Here is a 17,954-nt window from a genome sequence, read left to right on the forward strand (position 1 = left end):
GTAGATCGATGCGAATGAAGACGATCCTGACAGTGGTTGCCGCCGGTGTGGTCGGAGCTTTCAACGTCGTTCAGGCATGCGCCGAGGATGCGGCTGCCGCGACCGCTCAGACGCAGAAAATCAATGTCGAGCTGAACGCGCTCGCCCCTTCCCAGAAGGGCTGCATGATGACCTTCGTCGCTGAAAACGATCTTCCGACTGATATCAATAAGATCTCCTTCGAGCTCGCCTTCTTCAATGAGAAGAGCACCGTCGATCGTGTCACCGTGCTCGATTTCCGCGATCTGCCAATCGGCAAAAAGCGGGTGCGGCAGTTCGATATGCCCGGCGTCAAATGCGAAAGCGTCAGCCGCATCATCATCAACGACACGCCCGTCTGCGACGGACCGGCAGCTGGTGAATGCAAGAAGGCGCTTCAGACCAGATCACAGATCTCCGTTCCCTTCGAGGGCTGAGCAATCGAGCCGGCGCCGACCCCGGTTTGGCCGGCATGCCACCAAGGGCGGACAGTGTCATGAAGAGTTCAATCAAGGTCAGATCGAAGTCTCCCGTCGCGATCATCCCGCGTGTCGAGGATGGGCCGGGTGTCAACGACAATGTGCCGGCGATGCTGCCGGGCCACCAGCTCTCTGATCTTGAAGGCGTACCGCGCCAGCCGGAGGCGGAGTCAGTCGTCTACTACAACCGCGTGACGCAGATTGAATCCTTTCCGGCGCATCCGAAGCAAGAGCCCGATAAGGCCGCCGACGTGCCTGCCATGGAGGCGAAGCGCGAGGCAAAAGCCTCGATCGTCAAACCCGGCAAGCGCCGTGTTGCAATCGCCTGCCTCTGCTCCTTCCTGTTTCACGCTGCCGTCTTTGCCGCGCTGGTGACGACCTTCGTTGTCACGCCTGACGAGCCGCAGGAAGAGGCGGGCGAGGCCATCAGCGTCATCATGCTTGGAAGCGATGCGGATGAGCAGGCTGCCGGAGAGGAAAGCAAGGAGCCTGAACAGGTCGTTGCAGATGCCGTCCAGCCGGAAACCGTCCAGCAGACGGAAACAAAGCCGGAGCAGGTCCAGCCCGTGGAGCCCCAGCAGACGGAGGCCCAACCGACCGAAATCACCCAGGCGGTGCAGCCGACGGAAGCACAGCAGCCGCAACCGGATGAGGTTCAGCCCGCCCAACCCGAGGTCTCGCAGGTTTCGCCCGAGACCGTGGTGACACCCGAGCCTGAGGTGTTGACCTCGACGGCACCCGCAGAGTCGACCGTCGACCAGCCGATGGCGACGCAGGTGCCTGAGACCGTCCAGCCGGAAGCGCAGCCGCCGCAGCCGGCGGAGGTTCAGCCGAGTGTGCAGCCGGTCGAAACCGCCGAAGTTCAACCCGAACCCCAGGTGCCCGAAGAGGTCGTAACGCCGACTGAAAAGCCGCCTGTGCCGAAGCCGCCGGTGGAAAAGCCGAAAGTCGCCGCCAAGAAGGAGCCGCCCAAGCCGGAGCCGCCGAAGCCGGCGAAGGTCAAATCCGGATCGAGGAGGCAGGACGAGGAAGACACCAAGAAAGGCGCCTCGACGGGCAGCGAAACGGCACAGTCCGATCAGAATTCGGAAGGTGCTGCAAACCGTAATGGCTGGGGTAGTGCGGCGGTCGCAAATTATCCCGGCAAGGTGCAATCGCGCATTCGCCGGTCCGTGCGTGTGCCGACCGAATACAAGCGCATGACCGGCAATCTCAGGGTTCTGGTGAAGCTCACGATCAATGCGAGCGGCGATGTGGCCTCCCTGTCGCTGGCGCGCAGCTCGGGCATACCGGATCTCGATCAGGCCGTTCTCGATGGGGTCCGCCGTGCCGCACCGTTCCCGTCGCTGCCGCCTGAGTGGGGCAAACCGAGCTGGACCTTCACTCAGGAGGTACAGGTAACAGGTCCCTGAGATTGGCATGGTAAAATATGATAAAAATAATCAACTTTATACTTGACTGTAAAAATCAAGTTTTGTAGGGTCCGTTCGCGGTCGGGGAATCGAGCCGCATCAGAGCAATCAGCGAACGGGTGATGCATGGCGCATAAGGGCAAGAGGGACTTCAACCGCGATACCCGCGAGGAGGAGATTGCGGTGCAGGTCTCCGGCAAGTCCAAGTTGGACGGACGCAGCTTTCTTTATGTCGGCGGACGCGATTGCCAGGTGGCGCATCTGCGCCAGATCGCCAGCAATTTCGGCGCCGAGCTTATCCATCATGACGGTGGCCTTCGCGAGGCGGTTTCGCGGATCGATACCGTTCTGCCTTCCGTCGACTGCGTCTTCTGCCCGATCGACTGTATCAGCCACGACGCGTGCCTTCGCGTGAAGACCGGCTGCAAGAAGTTCGGCAAGGCCTTCATTCCACTGCGCAATGGCAGCAAGTCCAGCCTTGAGCGGGCGCTGCAGACGATGAACGACCGAGACCATTCCCGATGAAGGATAAGGGCCCTGACGGCTACACGATGATCGGCCTGCACAAGCTTGCCGGCAAGACCGGAGACGCGCTGGTGCCGGAGCTTTACCAGCTGCTTATCGAGCGCGACCGGGGGCGCCGGATCGCGCCCAACGTCGTGTGCTTCCCATTCTGGGCGGCGAGGCTTCCGGGCGAAGCATCGAGCGAGCCGCTCGGCACTGCCGCCGACGAAGGCCGGAATGTGATTGCCTTCGCGCAGCCGGCGCGCAAGACTGCCGATCGCAGGAAAAAGGTCTGAGAGGTCCCTCATGTATATCGCCATGAACCGTTTCCGCGTGGCCGTCGGCTCCGAAAGCGAATTCGAGACCATCTGGAGAAATCGCGATTCCAGCCTTGCGCAGGTGCCCGGCTTCGTCGAGTTCCGGCTGCTACGCGGTCGCACCAATGAGGAGGAGGGCTTCACGCTCTTCGCCTCGCACACGATCTGGCGCAGCGAGGATGATTTCCAGAACTGGACGAAGTCTGAGAATTTCCGCATGGCGCACCGCAATGCCGGCGACCACAAGGCCATCTACAAGGGACCGCCAGTGTTTGAAGGCTTCAACGTCGTCGAGGGAATCTGAAGCAATTCCAGCAATATAAGTTGGCCGCAGGCATCAGCTTCCAGGCGCTAGAGCTGCGCCTCGATCGCTGCCTTGTCTACGACCGACCATACCTGCCAGATCCGGTTCTCGTGAAATTCGTAGAAGACATTCTCGGCGAAGGAAACTTTCCTTCCGTTTATATCAAGTCCGAGGAACTTTCCCTTTGGCGTGCAGTCGAATTGCAGTCGGCTCGCGATAAAGGGATGATCCGATACCAGCAGGCGAATGCTGAAATTGAGATCCGGAATTTCCAGGAAGTCTTTCTCCAGCATCTGGCGATAACCTGATAGGCCGATCTGACGGCCGTTGTGGTGTACGTCGTCGTGGACGAACTCTCCCAGTGCGGGCCAATCCTGTGCATTGAGGCAGGCGATATAGTCTCGATACGCGCTTGAGAGGTCGATCTTGGTCATGGACGCTGCTCCGGTGCCTTTGCCCAAAACAATCTTCCAGGGATCGATTGTGTTCCGTTTCGCCCGCGATCGCAGGCACAAATTTTCGCGATGGAGGTGCGCCGGATCGCTGAACGCGGTGGTGATTTGCGCCATAATATCCCATGTTTTCATGGCATTTTATCGGTCTGTGGCCGATCTGTCGCTTTTGGCACAAAAGGGCGGCGATTCGACACGACTATTAGAATAAGCTATTGAATATGGGACATGACACATTAGATGTTCGATTAGATGAGACGGCCCCGTCGCAGTCCAGTCGAGGAAGCATCATGAAGACGCTTGTTCTTTCATCCATATTTGCCACATTTGTCGCCGTAGCCGCCTTCGCGCCAGCCATGGCCGCAGACGCGGTTACTGCGCCGCCGGCTCCTCCGATTGCGGAACAGGTTCCCGTCTTCACCTGGACTGGTCCTTATGCCGGTATCCGCGGTGGCGGATCCTGGGTTGATGGCGATTTCGATTTTCCTGGCGGCAGCGCCTCGCAGCATTTCAACGGCGGTCTGATCGGCGGTTTCCTCGGCTATAACTGGCAGATGGACAACAACGTCGTGATCGGCGCGGAAGGCGACCTGAACTATAATTGGAATAAGGAAGAGATCGTGCCCGGCGTTGACGGCGGCACTGATGTCGACGGCTCGGTACGCGCGCGTGTCGGTTATGCCTTTGACAAGACGCTGGTCTATGCGACCGGTGGCTGGCAGATCAGCCGCGGTTATCTCGATGCCGGTGACGGCAAGGAGACAAAGACGTTCAATGGATGGACGCTCGGCGCCGGTGTCGACCATGCCTTCACCAACAATATCTTCGGCCGGGTCGAGTATCGATATACGGACTTCGGCAGCAAGGACATCGGCAACACGAATGTCGATCTCAACCAGAACGCCGTCGTGGTCGGCGTCGGCGTGAAATTCTGACATCAGCTTTCTTTTTTGCCGCAGCCGCGTGGATATCGACGCGGCTGTTTCATTTTGTGGTTTTCGCCTGCCAGCCCCGATGAAGTGCCGCGATCATCGGCTCGCCTAGCGGACCGCCTCAATGACATGTGCGGTTATCCTGCTGTCGATGGAGCCGGTTCCGAAGCGCCGTGTAAGCGCCTCGGCGACTACTTCGGTTGCCTCATCGAGACCTGATGGAGAGCGGGCTTCGATCTCCACTCTCAGCGGCGTTCCCTGACAATAGGCGATGGCGACCTCATGCGCGGAACGAGCCCGGCATTTCTGCTCGGATGTATCGACAGTCACCTCGCGGAAGCCGCTGGCTTTCAGGTCGTTGCGAATGGGGTCGATCGCCCAGTAACCATGCGGCGTCCTGCCCATGAAGCGCGGCGGGTCCTGCGGAAAATGATCGGCAAGCGTATCCTCCACGAATTGGGCAAATTCGTTGTTTTCCAACTTGTCCCAGACGCTGAAAATGTAATGACCGTTCGGCCTTAGCACGCGGTGTGCCTCGCGGTAGCCCTTGGCCTTGTCGGGGAAGAACATCGCGCCGAACTGGCAGACCACGATATCGAAGCTTTGCGCTTCGAACGGCAGCGACAGGGCGTCGGCCTGCTGCCAGGTTATCCTGCCATTATTGCCTTGCCGCGATCTCGCAAAGTCTATCATCGGCTGGTTGAGGTCGGATGCCAGGATCCGCACCTTCTCATCCAGCCGCAAGGCGAGTGCGCGCGTGACGGCTCCGGTCCCGGCTGCGACCTCCAGCAGGCTCTGCGGCTTCAGTTTCTCCACGCGTTCGGCGAGGTGGCGGGCGTAAGGTTCGAAAATGAGGGGGACGAGGAGACGGTCGTAGATTTCCGGGATAGGTCCGGCAAAGGCTTTCTCTGCTGCGGTCATGGCGGTTGCTCCCTCAAGCCATATCAGGACAGACGGCAGGCGTGTCGGTCGGGGCCGGAGGAAGCCTACGCCGGAAGGGTTCCGTGCGAAAGAACTATCCAATTTTCCCGTTACCTTCGGCGGTTAACGCCGGACCGGGAGAAATGCGCCCAGCGCTGCCAGAATCCAGCCGGCCATCATGGCGAAGCCGCCGATCGGGGCGGCGAGCGGAAAAAGCCCGGTGTCGTGAAAATGGCGATAGATCAGGTCGCCGCCGAAAAGCAATGTGCCGAGCCCAAGCACAAGGCCGGCGGCCGGCGCGGTGCGGAAGCGATCGTAACCGGCATAGACTGCTAGAAGGGCAGGGGCATGGGCAAGACACATGGTCGATGCCGCGCCGAAATAGTGCGCATCGGCGCCGTGCGTGGCGGCCGCGGCCAGCGCAACACCGGCACAACCGAGCAGGCCGGCAAGAAGGAGGATCAGGCTGCGAATGCTGGCAGTCGAATTCATGGGGCGTCCTGTTCGCGGTTCTGCATGTGGTAGGCAAGGCGCTCCACCGGCTCGAGGATGATGGCCCGGAGCTTTTCGTTCTCGATCGTTTCATCCATCGCGCGACGGAAGCAGAGCAGCCATTCGTCGCGTTCAGCAGGTCCGATCGCTGCCACAAAATGCCGGCTGCGCAGGCGGGGATGGCCGCGTTTCTCGATATACAGCTGCGGGCCGCCGAGATAGCCGGTCAGGTATTCGTAGAATTTCTCGCGGCTGCCTTCGAGGCTCGGCGGATGGACGGCCCGGCAGCGTGCAGCCTCGGGCAAGCTGTCCATCAGATCATAGAAACGCTTCGTCAGCGCCCGAACGGTCGGATCGCCGCCGATCGCCTCGTATAAAGTAATGGTTTCGTCGCTCACTGTCCTACACCCGGTTCGTCGTCTTACATGGCGTTTTGTCGTGACCGCTGCAACAGGGGAACGGATTTCTGCGGCGTTTGGGCGCTGTCGCATGGACGTCATCCGGGAAGCGCATGCTTTCTTCGAAGCGCCGAGCGCGTTCGATTTCAAAGAGTTGATCGCTGCTATTCTTGACAAAACCGTCCGGACGGTATGTTGTCTCAGGCATGTCTGAAGCGCACCATAGAAAAAAGCAGCCCGTTCTCGTCCGCCAGCAATTGCTGGAGGTTGCCGCGCGGCTTGCGTCTGCGCAGGGAATGACGGCGGTGACGCTTGATGCGGTGTCGGCTGCGTCAGGTGTCAGCAAGGGCGGGCTCCTGCACCATTTCCCGAACAAGAATGCGTTGCTGGAAGCGCTGTTCGACAGCCTGGTCATACGTCTGGATAGCGCGATCGAGGATGTGATGCGGGATGATCCCATTCCGCATGGGCGCTTCACGCGCGCCTATCTCCAGGCGGTTCTTGCATTGCGCAACCGGTCCGAGGAATCCAAGGACTGGGCACAGGTGACGATGGCGATGCTGGTGGAGCCGCGGCTGCGCCAGCGCTGGCGGGACTGGGTGCGCGAGCGCAGCGAGGAATATATCGGTACGGATTCCTCGGCGAACGCACAGATCGTCAGGCTCGCAGCCGATGGCCTCTGGCTTGCCGATATCCTTGGCAGCCACGAGATGGATGAGCGCGAGCGGCAGTCGCTGATCGCCGGCCTCATCGAACTCACCCTGAAGTAATCGAGGAAAATGGGAATGGCCGGGGCCTCCGTCTATGCAATGTTGTTCGTCGCGATCGTGCTCGAAGTGATCGGCACGACGGCGCTGCAGATGTCGCAGCAGTTCACCCGCATCGGGCCGACCGTCGTCCTGATCCTCTGCTATACCGGCGCCTTCTATTTCCTGTCGGTGACCTTGCGAACCATTCCCGTCGGTATTGCCTATGCGATCTGGAGCGCTCTCGGCATCGTGCTGATTTCGGGCGTCGGGCTCGTTTTCTTCAAGCAGAAGCTTGATCTTCCCGCCATGATCGGGCTCGCGCTGATCATTGCCGGCGTGCTTGTGGTCAATCTCTTCTCCAAGGCCGTTTCGCACTGACGAACAGTCGCGCCAGCGCGGCGATTTTGCCTTTGTCAAATCATTGCAGGCGCTCTATGTCTTCGTCGGGAGGACCGAGGCGAGGCGGCACAGCAATTTTCCAAAGCGCTTTGGATTCGGCCAACCCCATTCTATTGGAAAGAAATTTCAGAGGAGCGTAGCAATGGCCATTCGCACAGTCGTGTGGGGGGAGAATATCCACGAGCAGACCAATGAGGTGGTAGCAAGCATCTATCCCGAGGGGATGCACAACACCATCGCCAAGGCGATCAATTCCGATCCCGCGATTACCGCCACGACCGCGACGCTGCAGGAGCCGGAGCACGGTTTGAGTGCTGCACGCCTGAAGGATACCGACGTTCTCATCTGGTGGGGGCACAAGGATCATGGCGCCGTGGCTGACGAGATCGTCGAGCGTGTCGCCGAGCGCGTCTGGGAAGGCATGGGCCTGATTGTCCTGCATTCCGGCCATTTCTCGAAGATCTTCAAGCGGTTGATGGGAACGCCCTGCGCGCTGAAATGGCGCGAGGCTGGCGAGCGGGAAAGGCTGTGGGTGATCAATCCACGGCATCCGATCGCTGCCGGGCTCGACGAGAATTTCGTTCTGGAAAACGAGGAAATGTACGGCGAGGCTTTCTCCGTTCCCGAGCCGCTCGAGACCGTCTTCATTTCATGGTTCCAGGGCGGGGAAGTGTTTCGATCCGGCATGACATGGCGCCGCGGTGCGGGAAACATCTTCTATTTCCGTCCCGGTCACGAAACCTATCCGACCTATCACGACGCGAACGTGCACAAGGTCTTGGTCAATGCGGTCAAGTGGGCGCACAACCCGCAGGGATCGCTGACGACCATCCATGATGCTCCGAACGTGCCGGTCGAGCAGGCTCCGGAGCCGATCGTCGAGCGTGGTCCAAAGCTCCACCAGGCCGGCGAAGCCGGTTATCGCTGAGGTAGTTCATGCGTCTCATCATCATTGGTACGGGCGGCATGGCGAAGAACCAAGTCGACCAGTTCACCACCATCGACGGCGTCGAGATTGTCGGCGCCGTGGACACGGACGCCACGCGGCTCGCGGCTTTCGCCGATAAATACAATATCGGGAAGCGTTTCCTATCCCTCGACGAGGCAATCTCCTGGGGTGAATTCGACGCTGCGACGAATGTCACACCGGATCGGGCACACCATCCGACCACGTTGCCGTTGCTCGCAGCCGGAAAGCATGTCCTATGCGAGAAGCCGCTTGCCGAGAACTACGACAAGGCGCTGGAGATGACGGAGGCGGCGGAGCGGGCCGGCGTCATCAACATGGTCAATCTTACCTATCGCAACGTCGCGCCGCTGCAGCGGGCCCGCGAAATGGTGATCGCCGGCGAGATCGGCACGGTCAAGCATGTCGAGGCGTCCTATCTGCAGAGCTGGCTCGTCTCGAAGGCCTGGGGCGATTGGCGCAGCGAATCGACCTGGCTGTGGCGACTATCGACGGGACATGGCTCGAACGGCGTGCTCGGCGACGTCGGCATCCACATCCTCGATTTCGCGGCCTACGGGGCGGCAACCGACATTGACCATGTGTTTGCCCGGTTGAAGACCTTCAACAAGGCGCCGGGCGGGCAGATCGGGGAATATACGCTCGATGCCAATGACAGCTTCTCGATGTCGGTCGATTTCGCCAATGGTGCGCTCGGCGTGGTTCATGCCAGCCGCTGGGCGACAGGCCATCTCAACGAGCTGAAGTTGCGCATCTATGGAGAACGGGGCGGGCTCGAGGTCTCGCATCGCCCGGGAGAGTCCGAACTGCGCGGTTGCCTCGGAGAGGATGTGGAGAGCGCAACCTGGAAGACGATCGAAGTTCCTCCGGTGCCGACCAACTACCAGCGTTTTGCCGAAGCTGTTGTGAGCGGCATCCCCCAGGATCCGAACTTCCGCCATGCCGCGAACCTGCAAAAGGTGCTCGATCTCGCCATGGTCACGGAACGGGAGCGGCGCGAACTCAAGGTTTAAAGCACCGCGAAAGACCTAGCGCGCGATCGAATCAGTCGAACGTCTTCGACGACTTTGAAAACGATATAGCGCCGCAAGCCCTACAGTAGGCTTGCGGCGTTTTTATTTTTGCGTCGCATCAAATCCAATTGGCTTTACTTAACGTAAGGTAAATTGGATTTGATGTGATTGAATCGATATTCTGTGAGTGCGACATATTTATCTCATTTACGTCATTTTGCGTATGCAGAGCAGGCATATTTTTCAATAAACTTATATTAGGATGTGGTATTATTGGCTGTTTCGGTCGATTGGAGTGTGAGTACAGTCGCAGGAGAGCGTTCCCACGCTGGAGAGTTATGATGAGGAGAGGGGTACTGTTCTCAGAGAAACTAAAGCCGCCGGTTGGGGATTAGGGCATTAGCGGATGGTTTCTACAACGACAATGCATGACATATCTGCAAGTGAAGTGAAGGGAATGGCAGCCGCTTTCGAGATGGCCAACGTTGCCTGCATCTTTGTCAATGGACAGGGGCAGGTGACGATGATCAATGAGAAGGCGCGGGGCCTGCTTGGCGTCGATCTTCAGATCGTCCAGGGTGAATTGCGGCCGGCAAAAGCAGACGAGGCGGTTGCTTTCAACCGCGGCCTCAAGGCCGTGCTGGGCTCAGAGCTGTCAACGCAAAACGGCGAGGCGGATATCGTCACGCTGACGCGTGCCGGCAAGCGGCCGCTTGTCGCGCATATCCAGCGCATCGGCGGGGAAATGCAGGGTGTGTTCTCACATTCCTATGCGGTCGTGCTGATCGACGATCCCGAAGAGAAGTTTCAGCAGCGACCGGCAACGCTGGTCAAGCTGTTCGGCCTTACTCGCGTGGAGGCCGAGATCGCGCTTCTGCTCGGGCAGGGCATGAGCCTTCATGAGATCGCGACCCACCGTGCCGTCAGTTATGAGACCGCTCGGGCGCACCTCAAATCGATCTATCGCAAAACCGACACCAACCGGCAGTCGGAATTGTCGCTGCTCCTGTCGAACATCCGGATGAGATGATTCCAGCAAGTCGGCGGGTGCGGCAAGGCGACCCCACGACGCTCATTCCATCCGTTCAGCCGCGATAACGCAGCGCATCGACCAGCAGCGCGAAGGCCGGCGAGGACTGCCGGCGGCTGGGATAATAGAGGTGATAGCCGGGGAAGGGCGGACACCAGTCTTCGAGGAGCCGGACGAGGCGACCTTCCTCAAGATGCGGAAGAACGACATCTTCCGGCAGGAAGGCCAGACCCAGGCCCGCCAGTGCTGCATTCAGTCTGAGGGCAATATTGTTGAAGACCAGCTGGCCTTCGGTGCGAACCTTCACCTCCCGGTCGTCCCGCTCGAATTCCCAGGCATAGATTCCGCCGTAGGTCGGCAAGCGCATGTTGATGCAGGTGTGATCCGTCAGGTCCTGTGGCGTCAGCGGCGTTCCTCGCCTCGCGATATAGGCGGGCGATCCGACAACGGCCATGCGCATGTCCGGCCCGATCTTGACCGCGATCATGTCTTTCGCGACCTGTTCGCCCAGCCGAACACCCGCGTCATAGCGCTCGGCAACGATATCGGTAAGGCCGTAGTCGATGATCATTTCGACGTTGATATCGGGATATTGTGGCAGGAGCCTTTCCAATGCGGGCCAGAGGATCGTTCCCGCCGGATGCTCTCCCGTCGTGATGCGGATGGTGCCGGCAGGCTTGTCGCGAAGTTCGCTCAGCGCTGCAAGCTCGCCTTCGATCTGTTCGAAATGGGGGGCGAGGCTGAGTAAAAGTCGCTCGCCGGCCTGCGTCGGTGAAACACTGCGCGTGGTTCGCGTCAGGAGGCGGAGCCCGAGACGCGCCTCTAGCGCCCGCATCGTGTGGCTCAGTGCCGACTGCGAGACGCCCAGTTGCGCGGCGGCTCTGGTGAAACTCCGTTCGCGCGCCACGGCGACGAACGCTAGCAGATCATTGACGTTTTCGCGCAGCATTCATGAATCTCACTCATGGGTCCTTGCGGTTTCTATCATCTAATCGAGGTTGAGAGCAGCTGCTAAATCATTCCCTGATGTCAGGCAGCCCTGACGGCTTCCTCAGAGAAAGGTATGACCATGGATATCAAGAGAAACGGTTCGCAACCGTCGGCCAAGGGACCCGCCGATTATTTTACCGGCTCGGTACGGATCGACTCGCCGTTCAAAGGAAGCGATGCGGCGCGCGTCGGCGGGGCAATCGTTAGCTTCGAGCCTGGCGCACGCACCGCCTGGCACACGCACCCGCTCGGCCAGACGCTGATCGTGACTTCAGGATGCGGCAGGGCGCAGCGCCAAGGCGGTCCGGTCGAGGAGATTCATCCCGGCGACATCGTCTGGTTTGCTCCAGGCGAAAAGCATTGGCATGGCGCGGCCCCTGGAACGGCTGTGACCCATATCGCCATTGCAGAAGCGCTCGACGGCAAGGTCGTCGACTGGATGGAACATGTCACAGATGAAGAATATCGCGCCTGAAGGAGATGGATATGCAAAAGCGCAAACTCGGAAATAGCGGGCTGGAAGTCTCGGCTATCGGCCTCGGTTGCATGGGATTAAGCTATGGCTATGGACCGGCGACAGAAACGCAGCAGGCGATCACGTTGATCCGGACCGCGTTCGAACGCGGTGTCACCTTCTTCGATACCGCCGAGGCCTATGGTCCCTACAAGAACGAGGAATTGCTCGGCGACGCTCTGGCGCCTATCCGCGATCAGGTGGTGATCGCAACCAAGTTCGGATTCGAATTCGGTAAGGACGGCGGACAGAGCGGCATGAACAGCCGGCCGGAGCATATTCGCGATGTCGCGGATGCCGCGCTGAAGCGCCTCAAGACCGATGTCATCGATCTCTTCTACCAGCACCGGGTCGACCCGGACGTTCCCATCGAAGACGTGGCCGGCACTGTGAAGGACCTTATCCAGGAAGGGAAGGTCCAGCACTTCGGCCTGTCGGAGGCCGGGCCACAGACGATCCGGCGCGCCCACGCCGTCCAACCGGTAGCCGCCCTGCAGAGCGAGTATTCGCTCTGGTGGCGCGAGCCGGAGGCAGAGATCCTCCCGACGCTTCAGGAGCTGGGAATAGGCTTTGTGCCTTTCAGCCCGCTCGGCAAGGGCTTCCTCACGGGGGCGATCAGCGAGAGCACCACATTCGATGCCAAGGATTTTCGCAACATCGTCCCGCGCTTCTCGGCGGAGGCCCGAAAGGCCAATCAGGCTCTGGTGGATCTGCTCGGCCAGATCGCGGTCGCGAAGAATGTCACATCCGCCCAAGTCGCACTCGCCTGGCTCCTGGCTCAGAAGCCATGGATCGTTCCCATTCCGGGCACCACGAAACTGCATCGGCTTGAAGAAAATATCGCGGCTGCCGACGTGGAGCTGACGCCCGCCGATATCGGCGAGATCGAATCCGCCGTTTCCAAGATTGCGGTGCAGGGGGATCGCTACCCCGCGCATCTGCAGGCGCGCATCAATCGCTGACGGCTCGTCCGGAGGGAAAATCGAGTGCGCCCGGGAGAGAATTTGCCGTAGGGCAGTTCGATCGATGGGCGCACTTCTTTCGATCGTGGTGGCGGTCGGCTGAAGGTCAATCTTTTCGCCGGGTCGGGACAGCTACCTTTGCCGCGACACCCGCGATGCACCGCGGCGTGATTTCAATTCTTCTTGAGCGCCTGGACCGCAGAAACGCCGAAATCGCGCAACTTGCCGCGTGTGGCGTTGATGCGGCAACAGTGGCCAGTCAAGTTGAGTGCCAAGGTTATCTTTTTAGTATTCGGCACTGGAGACTCCTTGCGTAAGTCTCTATTTCTCTTCGGCACAATTTGTCATGATATGCGGCGCTTGCCATTTTTTGGCCTTCGTCGCGCGGCCATCTAAAGTGGCTTTTCTAATATTGTGACAGTTGTATAACATGCAGAATAGAGCTTCGGCACGATAAGCCCCCCGGCTGGATCCCAAGTTTCGATGTCGTTGCGCTTCAAAGGCTTCCATACTTTCATGACCCCACAAATTAAAAGACAGTGACGGAGTGCATTCGTGACCATTCCAGCTCCCACAAATAACGATCCCCAGCAAACTTTCGGCACCAGCGGCATCGCACCGATGGATCGCCCGAGCGCTATGACGCGCTTCTTCATGGGCATCGTCGCCTGGGCAGAAAGCCTCAATCTGAAACATGCCAAGCTCGGCAATCCGCCGGTCTATGACAACGCGACCTTCCCCTGGGCCGCTGACATCGAAAAGGAATGGCCGGCGATCCGCGCGGAACTCGACAAGGTTCTGCTGCGTCAGAGCGAGCTGCCGACCTTCCAGGACATTTCCACCGACGTGAAGACCATTTCCACCGACAATCGCTGGAAGACCTTCTTCCTGCTCGGTTTTGGCATCAAGTCGGAGCAGAATATCAAGGCGTGCCCGGAGACCTGGCGCATCGTCCAGAAGATCCCTGGCCTCAAGACCGCGATGTTTTCGATCTTCGAGCCGGGCAAGCACCTGCCGGCCCATCGCGGGCCCTATAACGGCGTGCTCCGCCTTCACCTTGGCCTCATCGTTCCCGAACCGAACGAGAAGCTTGCCATTCGCGTCGACCAGCAGATCTGCCATTGGCAGGAAGGCAAGGTCCTGATTTTCGACGATGCCTACGAGCATGAAGCCTGGAACCACTCGGACAAGACCCGCGTTGTCCTCTTCGTGGACTTCCTCAAGCCCACGCGCTTTCCGGCGACCTTCGTCAACTGGATTCTCATGAACCTTGCGATCTTCACGCCCTTCATCCGTGAGGGGCTCGACAATCACAAGGAATGGGAAAAGAAGTTCTATGCACAGGCGGAAGCCCTGCGCAATCGGCCAAAGGCTGATTGAGCAGCATGTGCACTGACGGCCGATTGCTCGGCCGGTGACAAGGGGTGAGAGCATCGATCGAGATGCTCTTGCCGTTCCCATCCAGCAAATTACCTTGTCCTGAAGTCCCGTAAGCCTCGCAACAGTTCGGTCGCCACCGAAGCATTGTCGCGTTCCGTTGCAATAGGCTTGAGGCATTCGGGAGATTCAAAATGATCGATAAATCCTTCAAAGACCATTCCGTCGCCAGCGTGGTTACGGCCGCCAGTTTTGGCTTCGTCGTCGTGCAGCTCGATGTGACAATCGTCAACGTCGCCCTGCCTGCCATTGCCCGAAGCCTCGGGGCCGGCATTTCTGAGTTGCAATGGGTCGTGGATGCCTATTCGCTGGTCTTTGCCGTACTGCTCCTGACCGCCGGCGTCGTCGGCGACCACTTCGGTTCCCGCCGGGCCTATCTCGCCGGCTTCTGGGTTTTCGCGCTTGCCTCGCTCGGCTGCGGCCTCTCGACCGATGCGACAACGCTGATTATAGCGCGCGCGCTGCAAGGCATCGGCGCTGCACTGCTGGTGCCGAGCTCGCTCTCCATCCTCAATCATGCGAGCGGCCATGACCGGGCGCTCAGAGCCCGCATGGTCGGCCTTTGGACGGCGGCAGGTGGCGTGTCCATTGCGGCGGGGCCGATCGTCGGCGGGTTGTTGCTTGGCTGGTTCGGCTGGCGGACCATCTTCCTCGTCAACCTGCCGATCTGCGCCTTTGCGATGATCCTGACGATGAAGGTCACACCGAAGGCGGAAGTGCCGGAGAGGCAGCGAAGCCTCGACCCTGTCGGGCAGATCCTTGCCATTCTCGCGCTTACCGGCCTCGTCGGCGCCGTCATCGAGGCGCGACCGCTTGGGCTCACCCATCCGCTGGTCCTCGGCGGCTTCGCGATGGCCGTTCTGTCAGGTATCGGTTTCATCATGGTCGAGCATCGCTCGAAGGCGCCGATGCTGCCCCTGGAATTCTTCAGCCGGCCGAATTTCACGCCTGCCACTCTCTTCGGCATCGTCGCGAACATGACCTATTACGGCGTCATCTTCGTGCTCAGCCTCTATCTGCAGCAGGTCAAGGGATGGTCGCCGGCGATCAGCGGGCTCGCCTTCCTGCCGCTGACCGGAGGCTTCATCATCAGCAACATGATCAGCGGCGCCGTCGTGGCGCGGTGGGGTTCGCGTCCGCCCATGGTGATCGGTGGCCTGATCGGCGCCATCGGCTTTGCGCTGCTGGCGACGCTCAACGAGCACAGTAACTATCTGGCCATGCTGGCACCGTTCATCCTCATTCCGGGCGGCATGGGGCTGGGCGTACCCGCCATGACGACCGCCATCCTCGGCAGCGTCGAGCGGCAGTCGTCGGGTGTGGCGTCGGCCGTGCTCAACACCGCGCGTCAGGCAGCCGGCGCCATCGGCGTCGCCCTGTTTGGCGCGCTTGCCGGCGGCGACCAGATCGTCTCCGGTCTCAGGCTTTCCGCCATGATCTCGGTCGTGTTGGTTCTCTTCGGCGCGGTGCTTGCGGCCGTGGGCATGCATGCACACAAGGCGGAGGGTGCGCAGAAGGCGTGAGGCCGGTAAGCCGCGGGGCGTATTACGTCCCGCGGCTGGCGCTCCGCCCGAAATCCCCTTTGTAGTATTCCGTTAGTACCCTCCCGTGTCAGGGCTGCGCTACAGTCGCTGCATTGGTTTCAAGGGAGGAACACGATGTCGAAGATTTTGATGATCACCGGTGACTTCACCGAGGACTATGAAACGATGGTGCCGTTTCAAACGCTGCAGGCTTGCGGCCATACGGTTCACGCCGTCTGCCCGGGCAAGAAGTCCGGAGATACGGTCGCAACCGCCATCCACGATTTCGAGGGCGACCAGACCTATTCCGAGAAGCGTGGCCATAATTTCGCGCTGAACGCCACGTTCGAGAGCGTCCGCGCAGAGGACTATGACGCGCTCGTCATTCCGGGCGGTCGTGCGCCGGAATATCTGCGGCTGAATCCTGATGTCATCAAGGCGGTGCGGCACTTCTTCGATGCCCGCAAGCCTGTCGCCGCCATCTGCCATGGTGCACAGTTGCTGGCGGCCGCGAAGGTGCTCGAGGGGCGCACTTGCTCGGCCTATCCGGCCTGCCAGCCGGAAGTGGAACTGGCCGGCGGCAAGTATGCGGAGATCGCCATCAACGATGCGGTCACGGACGGCAATCTGGTGACCGCACCCGCCTGGCCCGCGCATCCGGCATGGCTGAAGCAGTTCATGGCTGTGCTTGCACGCTAGCTCTTGCTATAACAGCGGTGCCGCCGGGGAGGGCGGCACCGGAGGAATAATATGTGCGAATTGTTCATCAAGGCGGATGCACGGCTTTGGGAAAGCGCGACGCGATCACTGCGCATCGACGGGATGGTGACCAGCGTACGCCTTGAAAATTTCTTCTGGGCGAAGCTGGAGGAGATTGCGCAGCGCGATGGCATGAACGTCGTCCAACTCATCACCAAACTGCATCACGAATCGATCGACGCCGGCCACGACCTCGGCAATTTCACCTCGTTCCTGAGGGTTTGCTGCGCCCGCTATCTCGACCTGCAGCTTTCCGGCGACGTTCCATCGGACCTGTCGCGGCCGATCGCCGGGCTCAACGCACGGGACATTCTCGGGCGCGAGCGGGAGAAGTATCACTGAGCGTCCAGACCTATCTTCGTTGCCTCGAGGGAGACGGTGGCAAGCCGATCCAATAATCGAATTAACGCAATATGTTTAGTGCCGGCCGTCGGGTGCGGTCGATAAAAATGATCAACGCACATCGAGATGTGCTTGATCATTTTTGAGTTCTGTCGCCATAACATCGAGCGACAGAATAGTGAGGACATACGGCTTGCAGCGCAAATTCGTCAAACAGGACATCGTTTCGATTCTGCAGCGTCATCATCCCGATTGGCCGATTATTTCGACCGACGACCCGTTGGCGGTCGTTATCGGGAATATGAAAATCTCCTTGAACAACATATTGTTAATTGTTCGTAACGCGCCCGATGACGAGGCAGAAAAAGCCATCGTTGATTTCTTCGAAAATATTATGTCGGGCAAGCAAGGCGGTGGCTCGACCGAGGACCTGTCGTATGCGACGGCAAAAACGCGACTCTTGCCTCAGATTATTCCCGGAGAATTTCGTGAATCCGCACCTAACCTGCTGTTTCGTCCTTTCTTTTCTGGCCTCGGCGTTGCCTGTGCGCTGGATGAAGACGGAGGTTATGAGTTGCTGCAAAACCAGGTCTTAGCCGCTTGGGATGTGAGACAGGAAACTGTAGAGGCCCAGGCAATCGCTAATCTGGAAGCCCATTGCAAGCTAGATGCGTTCGAGCCGAGAAGTGGAGAAGAAGGCGCCTTCGTGGTGGTCGCGGCGGAAGATTCCTATAGCGCTGCCAGGCTTCTTCTTCCTCAATTCATGGAGACATTGCGCGCTTCCCTGGGGGCGGAGCGCATTTTCGTTGGTATTCCGAACCGCGACTTTCTGGTAGCATGGACGCCAGATTTCTCAGGACGCCAAGCTTTCGCTGCGAAAATCAGGCGAGATGCAGAAAATGAGGCTTATCCTCTGACGGACGAACTTTTTGTTTTCTCCGAAAGGGGTGTAAGCCTCATGTCAGCCGATCAGATCAGCGATCACGGCCGCTGAGGGACAACGTGGCTTGTCGTGTAGCTTTTGAGCCCACTCCACTGCG

Annotated in this window: 23 protein-coding genes; 18 read left to right on the forward strand and 5 right to left on the reverse strand. The window is 59.5% G+C overall.

Annotated elements, in window-relative coordinates; translation table 11 throughout:
* Positions 1 to 8: 8 nt before the first annotated feature.
* The 5 genes from EV561_RS06350 to EV561_RS06370 all read left to right on the forward strand — a co-directional run bounded on the left by EV561_RS06350 (position 9) and on the right by EV561_RS06370 (position 3,034).
* A complete protein-coding gene (locus tag EV561_RS06350) occupies positions 9 to 455 on the forward strand; it encodes a hypothetical protein (protein WP_132518765.1) in 447 nt (148 codons plus the stop codon).
* Between the two features lie 59 nt (positions 456 to 514).
* Complete coding sequence (locus EV561_RS06355; RefSeq protein WP_132518767.1) at positions 515 to 1,909, forward strand: TonB family protein; 1,395 nt, start codon at positions 515 to 517, stop codon at positions 1,907 to 1,909.
* Between the two features lie 126 nt (positions 1,910 to 2,035).
* On the forward strand, positions 2,036 to 2,434 hold the full coding sequence (locus EV561_RS06360) for a DUF2325 domain-containing protein (protein ID WP_132518769.1): 399 nt from the start codon (positions 2,036 to 2,038) through the stop codon (positions 2,432 to 2,434).
* Positions 2,431 to 2,709: a hypothetical protein gene (locus EV561_RS06365; RefSeq protein WP_132518771.1), complete on the forward strand. Its 279-nt coding sequence runs from the start codon at positions 2,431 to 2,433 to the stop codon at positions 2,707 to 2,709. Before EV561_RS06360 ends, EV561_RS06365 begins: the two co-directional genes overlap by 4 nt.
* 10 nt (positions 2,710 to 2,719) lie before the next feature.
* Entirely contained in the window at positions 2,720 to 3,034 is a 315-nt protein-coding gene (locus EV561_RS06370) for an antibiotic biosynthesis monooxygenase (RefSeq protein ID WP_132518773.1), read from the forward strand.
* 47 nt (positions 3,035 to 3,081) lie between these two features.
* On the opposite strand, the gene EV561_RS06375 is transcribed toward EV561_RS06370, so the two are convergent.
* Positions 3,082 to 3,468 (reverse strand): ester cyclase, encoded by a 387-nt coding sequence (locus tag EV561_RS06375; protein ID WP_132518775.1) that lies wholly within the window; start codon positions 3,466 to 3,468, stop codon positions 3,082 to 3,084.
* A 308-nt stretch (positions 3,469 to 3,776) separates the two neighbouring features.
* Between EV561_RS06375 and EV561_RS06380 the strand changes: the two genes are divergently transcribed.
* Complete coding sequence (locus tag EV561_RS06380; protein ID WP_132518777.1) at positions 3,777 to 4,421, forward strand: outer membrane protein; 645 nt, start codon at positions 3,777 to 3,779, stop codon at positions 4,419 to 4,421.
* 105 nt (positions 4,422 to 4,526) lie between these two features.
* Here EV561_RS06380 and EV561_RS06385 read toward each other — a convergent pair whose 3' ends face one another.
* From EV561_RS06385 to EV561_RS06395, 3 genes are all read right to left on the reverse strand, one after another.
* Entirely contained in the window at positions 4,527 to 5,339 is an 813-nt protein-coding gene (locus EV561_RS06385) for a class I SAM-dependent methyltransferase (RefSeq protein WP_132518779.1), read from the reverse strand.
* A gap of 123 nt (positions 5,340 to 5,462) precedes the next feature.
* Entirely contained in the window at positions 5,463 to 5,831 is a 369-nt protein-coding gene (locus EV561_RS06390; protein WP_132518781.1) for a DUF423 domain-containing protein, read from the reverse strand.
* Positions 5,828 to 6,229 (reverse strand): group II truncated hemoglobin, encoded by a 402-nt coding sequence (locus EV561_RS06395; protein WP_132518783.1) that lies wholly within the window; start codon positions 6,227 to 6,229, stop codon positions 5,828 to 5,830. Before EV561_RS06395 ends, EV561_RS06390 begins: the two co-directional genes overlap by 4 nt.
* A 206-nt stretch (positions 6,230 to 6,435) precedes the next feature.
* Here EV561_RS06395 and EV561_RS06400 point away from each other — a divergent pair, with 206 nt between their 5' ends.
* From EV561_RS06400 to EV561_RS06420, 5 genes are all read left to right on the forward strand, one after another.
* Positions 6,436 to 6,999: a TetR/AcrR family transcriptional regulator gene (locus tag EV561_RS06400; RefSeq protein WP_132518785.1), complete on the forward strand. Its 564-nt coding sequence runs from the start codon at positions 6,436 to 6,438 to the stop codon at positions 6,997 to 6,999.
* A 15-nt stretch (positions 7,000 to 7,014) separates the two neighbouring features.
* Positions 7,015 to 7,356 carry an SMR family transporter gene (locus tag EV561_RS06405; RefSeq protein ID WP_132518787.1) on the forward strand — a complete coding sequence of 114 codons (342 nt, stop codon included), beginning with the start codon at positions 7,015 to 7,017 and terminating at the stop codon, positions 7,354 to 7,356.
* A gap of 163 nt (positions 7,357 to 7,519) precedes the next feature.
* Positions 7,520 to 8,305 carry a ThuA domain-containing protein gene (locus EV561_RS06410; RefSeq protein WP_132518789.1) on the forward strand — a complete coding sequence of 262 codons (786 nt, stop codon included), beginning with the start codon at positions 7,520 to 7,522 and terminating at the stop codon, positions 8,303 to 8,305.
* An 8-nt stretch (positions 8,306 to 8,313) separates the two neighbouring features.
* The gene (locus EV561_RS06415) at positions 8,314 to 9,357 is read left to right on the forward strand and encodes a Gfo/Idh/MocA family oxidoreductase (RefSeq protein WP_132518791.1); all 1,044 of its coding nucleotides are present in this window, start codon (positions 8,314 to 8,316) and stop codon (positions 9,355 to 9,357) included.
* A gap of 457 nt (positions 9,358 to 9,814) precedes the next feature.
* Positions 9,815 to 10,387: a helix-turn-helix transcriptional regulator gene (locus tag EV561_RS06420; RefSeq protein WP_165927758.1), complete on the forward strand. Its 573-nt coding sequence runs from the start codon at positions 9,815 to 9,817 to the stop codon at positions 10,385 to 10,387.
* Between the two features lie 55 nt (positions 10,388 to 10,442).
* Here EV561_RS06420 and EV561_RS06425 read toward each other — a convergent pair whose 3' ends face one another.
* On the reverse strand, positions 10,443 to 11,336 hold the full coding sequence (locus EV561_RS06425) for a LysR family transcriptional regulator (protein ID WP_132518795.1): 894 nt from the start codon (positions 11,334 to 11,336) through the stop codon (positions 10,443 to 10,445).
* A gap of 120 nt (positions 11,337 to 11,456) precedes the next feature.
* Between EV561_RS06425 and EV561_RS06430 the strand changes: the two genes are divergently transcribed.
* The 7 genes from EV561_RS06430 (at position 11,457) to EV561_RS06460 (ending at position 17,908) form a co-directional block, all read left to right on the forward strand.
* Entirely contained in the window at positions 11,457 to 11,852 is a 396-nt protein-coding gene (locus EV561_RS06430) for a cupin domain-containing protein (protein WP_132518797.1), read from the forward strand.
* 11 nt (positions 11,853 to 11,863) lie between these two features.
* The gene (locus EV561_RS06435; RefSeq protein WP_132518799.1) at positions 11,864 to 12,853 is read left to right on the forward strand and encodes an aldo/keto reductase; all 990 of its coding nucleotides are present in this window, start codon (positions 11,864 to 11,866) and stop codon (positions 12,851 to 12,853) included.
* Between the two features lie 555 nt (positions 12,854 to 13,408).
* Positions 13,409 to 14,233: an aspartyl/asparaginyl beta-hydroxylase domain-containing protein gene (locus EV561_RS06440; RefSeq protein ID WP_132518801.1), complete on the forward strand. Its 825-nt coding sequence runs from the start codon at positions 13,409 to 13,411 to the stop codon at positions 14,231 to 14,233.
* Between the two features lie 191 nt (positions 14,234 to 14,424).
* Positions 14,425 to 15,813, forward strand: a complete 1,389-nt coding sequence (locus EV561_RS06445; RefSeq protein ID WP_132518803.1) for an MFS transporter — start codon at positions 14,425 to 14,427, stop codon at positions 15,811 to 15,813.
* 135 nt (positions 15,814 to 15,948) lie between these two features.
* Positions 15,949 to 16,512, forward strand: a complete 564-nt coding sequence (locus EV561_RS06450; protein WP_165927759.1) for a DJ-1/PfpI family protein — start codon at positions 15,949 to 15,951, stop codon at positions 16,510 to 16,512.
* 51 nt (positions 16,513 to 16,563) lie between these two features.
* Positions 16,564 to 16,914 carry a ribbon-helix-helix domain-containing protein gene (locus EV561_RS06455; RefSeq protein WP_132518805.1) on the forward strand — a complete coding sequence of 117 codons (351 nt, stop codon included), beginning with the start codon at positions 16,564 to 16,566 and terminating at the stop codon, positions 16,912 to 16,914.
* Positions 16,915 to 17,107: 193 nt separating this feature from the next.
* The gene (locus tag EV561_RS06460; protein ID WP_132518807.1) at positions 17,108 to 17,908 is read left to right on the forward strand and encodes a DUF1444 family protein; all 801 of its coding nucleotides are present in this window, start codon (positions 17,108 to 17,110) and stop codon (positions 17,906 to 17,908) included.
* Positions 17,909 to 17,954: the final 46 nt, after the last annotated feature.

It is taken from the genome of Rhizobium sp. BK376 (genome assembly GCF_004341625.1).
GTDB lineage: Bacteria > Pseudomonadota > Alphaproteobacteria > Rhizobiales > Rhizobiaceae > Rhizobium.

What these genes read in the sequence shown, in the direction of transcription:
- EV561_RS06400 (WP_132518785.1), top strand. Translation starts at nt 6,436, where the DNA reads ATGTCTGAAGCGCACCATAGAAAAAAGCAGCCCGTTCTCGTCCGCCAG.
- EV561_RS06420 (WP_165927758.1), top strand. Translation starts at nt 9,815, where the DNA reads ATGGCAGCCGCTTTCGAGATGGCCAACGTTGCCTGCATCTTTGTCAAT.
- EV561_RS06390 (WP_132518781.1), bottom strand. Translation starts at nt 5,831, where the DNA reads ATGAATTCGACTGCCAGCATTCGCAGCCTGATCCTCCTTCTTGCCGGC.
- EV561_RS06425 (WP_132518795.1), bottom strand. Translation starts at nt 11,336, where the DNA reads ATGCTGCGCGAAAACGTCAATGATCTGCTAGCGTTCGTCGCCGTGGCG.
- EV561_RS06430 (WP_132518797.1), top strand. Translation starts at nt 11,457, where the DNA reads ATGGATATCAAGAGAAACGGTTCGCAACCGTCGGCCAAGGGACCCGCC.
- EV561_RS06455 (WP_132518805.1), top strand. Translation starts at nt 16,564, where the DNA reads ATGTGCGAATTGTTCATCAAGGCGGATGCACGGCTTTGGGAAAGCGCG.
- EV561_RS06370 (WP_132518773.1), top strand. Translation starts at nt 2,720, where the DNA reads ATGTATATCGCCATGAACCGTTTCCGCGTGGCCGTCGGCTCCGAAAGC.
- EV561_RS06410 (WP_132518789.1), top strand. Translation starts at nt 7,520, where the DNA reads ATGGCCATTCGCACAGTCGTGTGGGGGGAGAATATCCACGAGCAGACC.
- EV561_RS06380 (WP_132518777.1), top strand. Translation starts at nt 3,777, where the DNA reads ATGAAGACGCTTGTTCTTTCATCCATATTTGCCACATTTGTCGCCGTA.
- EV561_RS06435 (WP_132518799.1), top strand. Translation starts at nt 11,864, where the DNA reads ATGCAAAAGCGCAAACTCGGAAATAGCGGGCTGGAAGTCTCGGCTATC.
- EV561_RS06350 (WP_132518765.1), top strand. Translation starts at nt 9, where the DNA reads ATGCGAATGAAGACGATCCTGACAGTGGTTGCCGCCGGTGTGGTCGGA.
- EV561_RS06355 (WP_132518767.1), top strand. Translation starts at nt 515, where the DNA reads ATGAAGAGTTCAATCAAGGTCAGATCGAAGTCTCCCGTCGCGATCATC.
- EV561_RS06365 (WP_132518771.1), top strand. Translation starts at nt 2,431, where the DNA reads ATGAAGGATAAGGGCCCTGACGGCTACACGATGATCGGCCTGCACAAG.
- EV561_RS06385 (WP_132518779.1), bottom strand. Translation starts at nt 5,339, where the DNA reads ATGACCGCAGCAGAGAAAGCCTTTGCCGGACCTATCCCGGAAATCTAC.
- EV561_RS06375 (WP_132518775.1), bottom strand. Translation starts at nt 3,468, where the DNA reads ATGACCAAGATCGACCTCTCAAGCGCGTATCGAGACTATATCGCCTGC.
- EV561_RS06360 (WP_132518769.1), top strand. Translation starts at nt 2,036, where the DNA reads ATGGCGCATAAGGGCAAGAGGGACTTCAACCGCGATACCCGCGAGGAG.
- EV561_RS06445 (WP_132518803.1), top strand. Translation starts at nt 14,425, where the DNA reads ATGATCGATAAATCCTTCAAAGACCATTCCGTCGCCAGCGTGGTTACG.
- EV561_RS06450 (WP_165927759.1), top strand. Translation starts at nt 15,949, where the DNA reads ATGTCGAAGATTTTGATGATCACCGGTGACTTCACCGAGGACTATGAA.
- EV561_RS06415 (WP_132518791.1), top strand. Translation starts at nt 8,314, where the DNA reads ATGCGTCTCATCATCATTGGTACGGGCGGCATGGCGAAGAACCAAGTC.
- EV561_RS06405 (WP_132518787.1), top strand. Translation starts at nt 7,015, where the DNA reads ATGGCCGGGGCCTCCGTCTATGCAATGTTGTTCGTCGCGATCGTGCTC.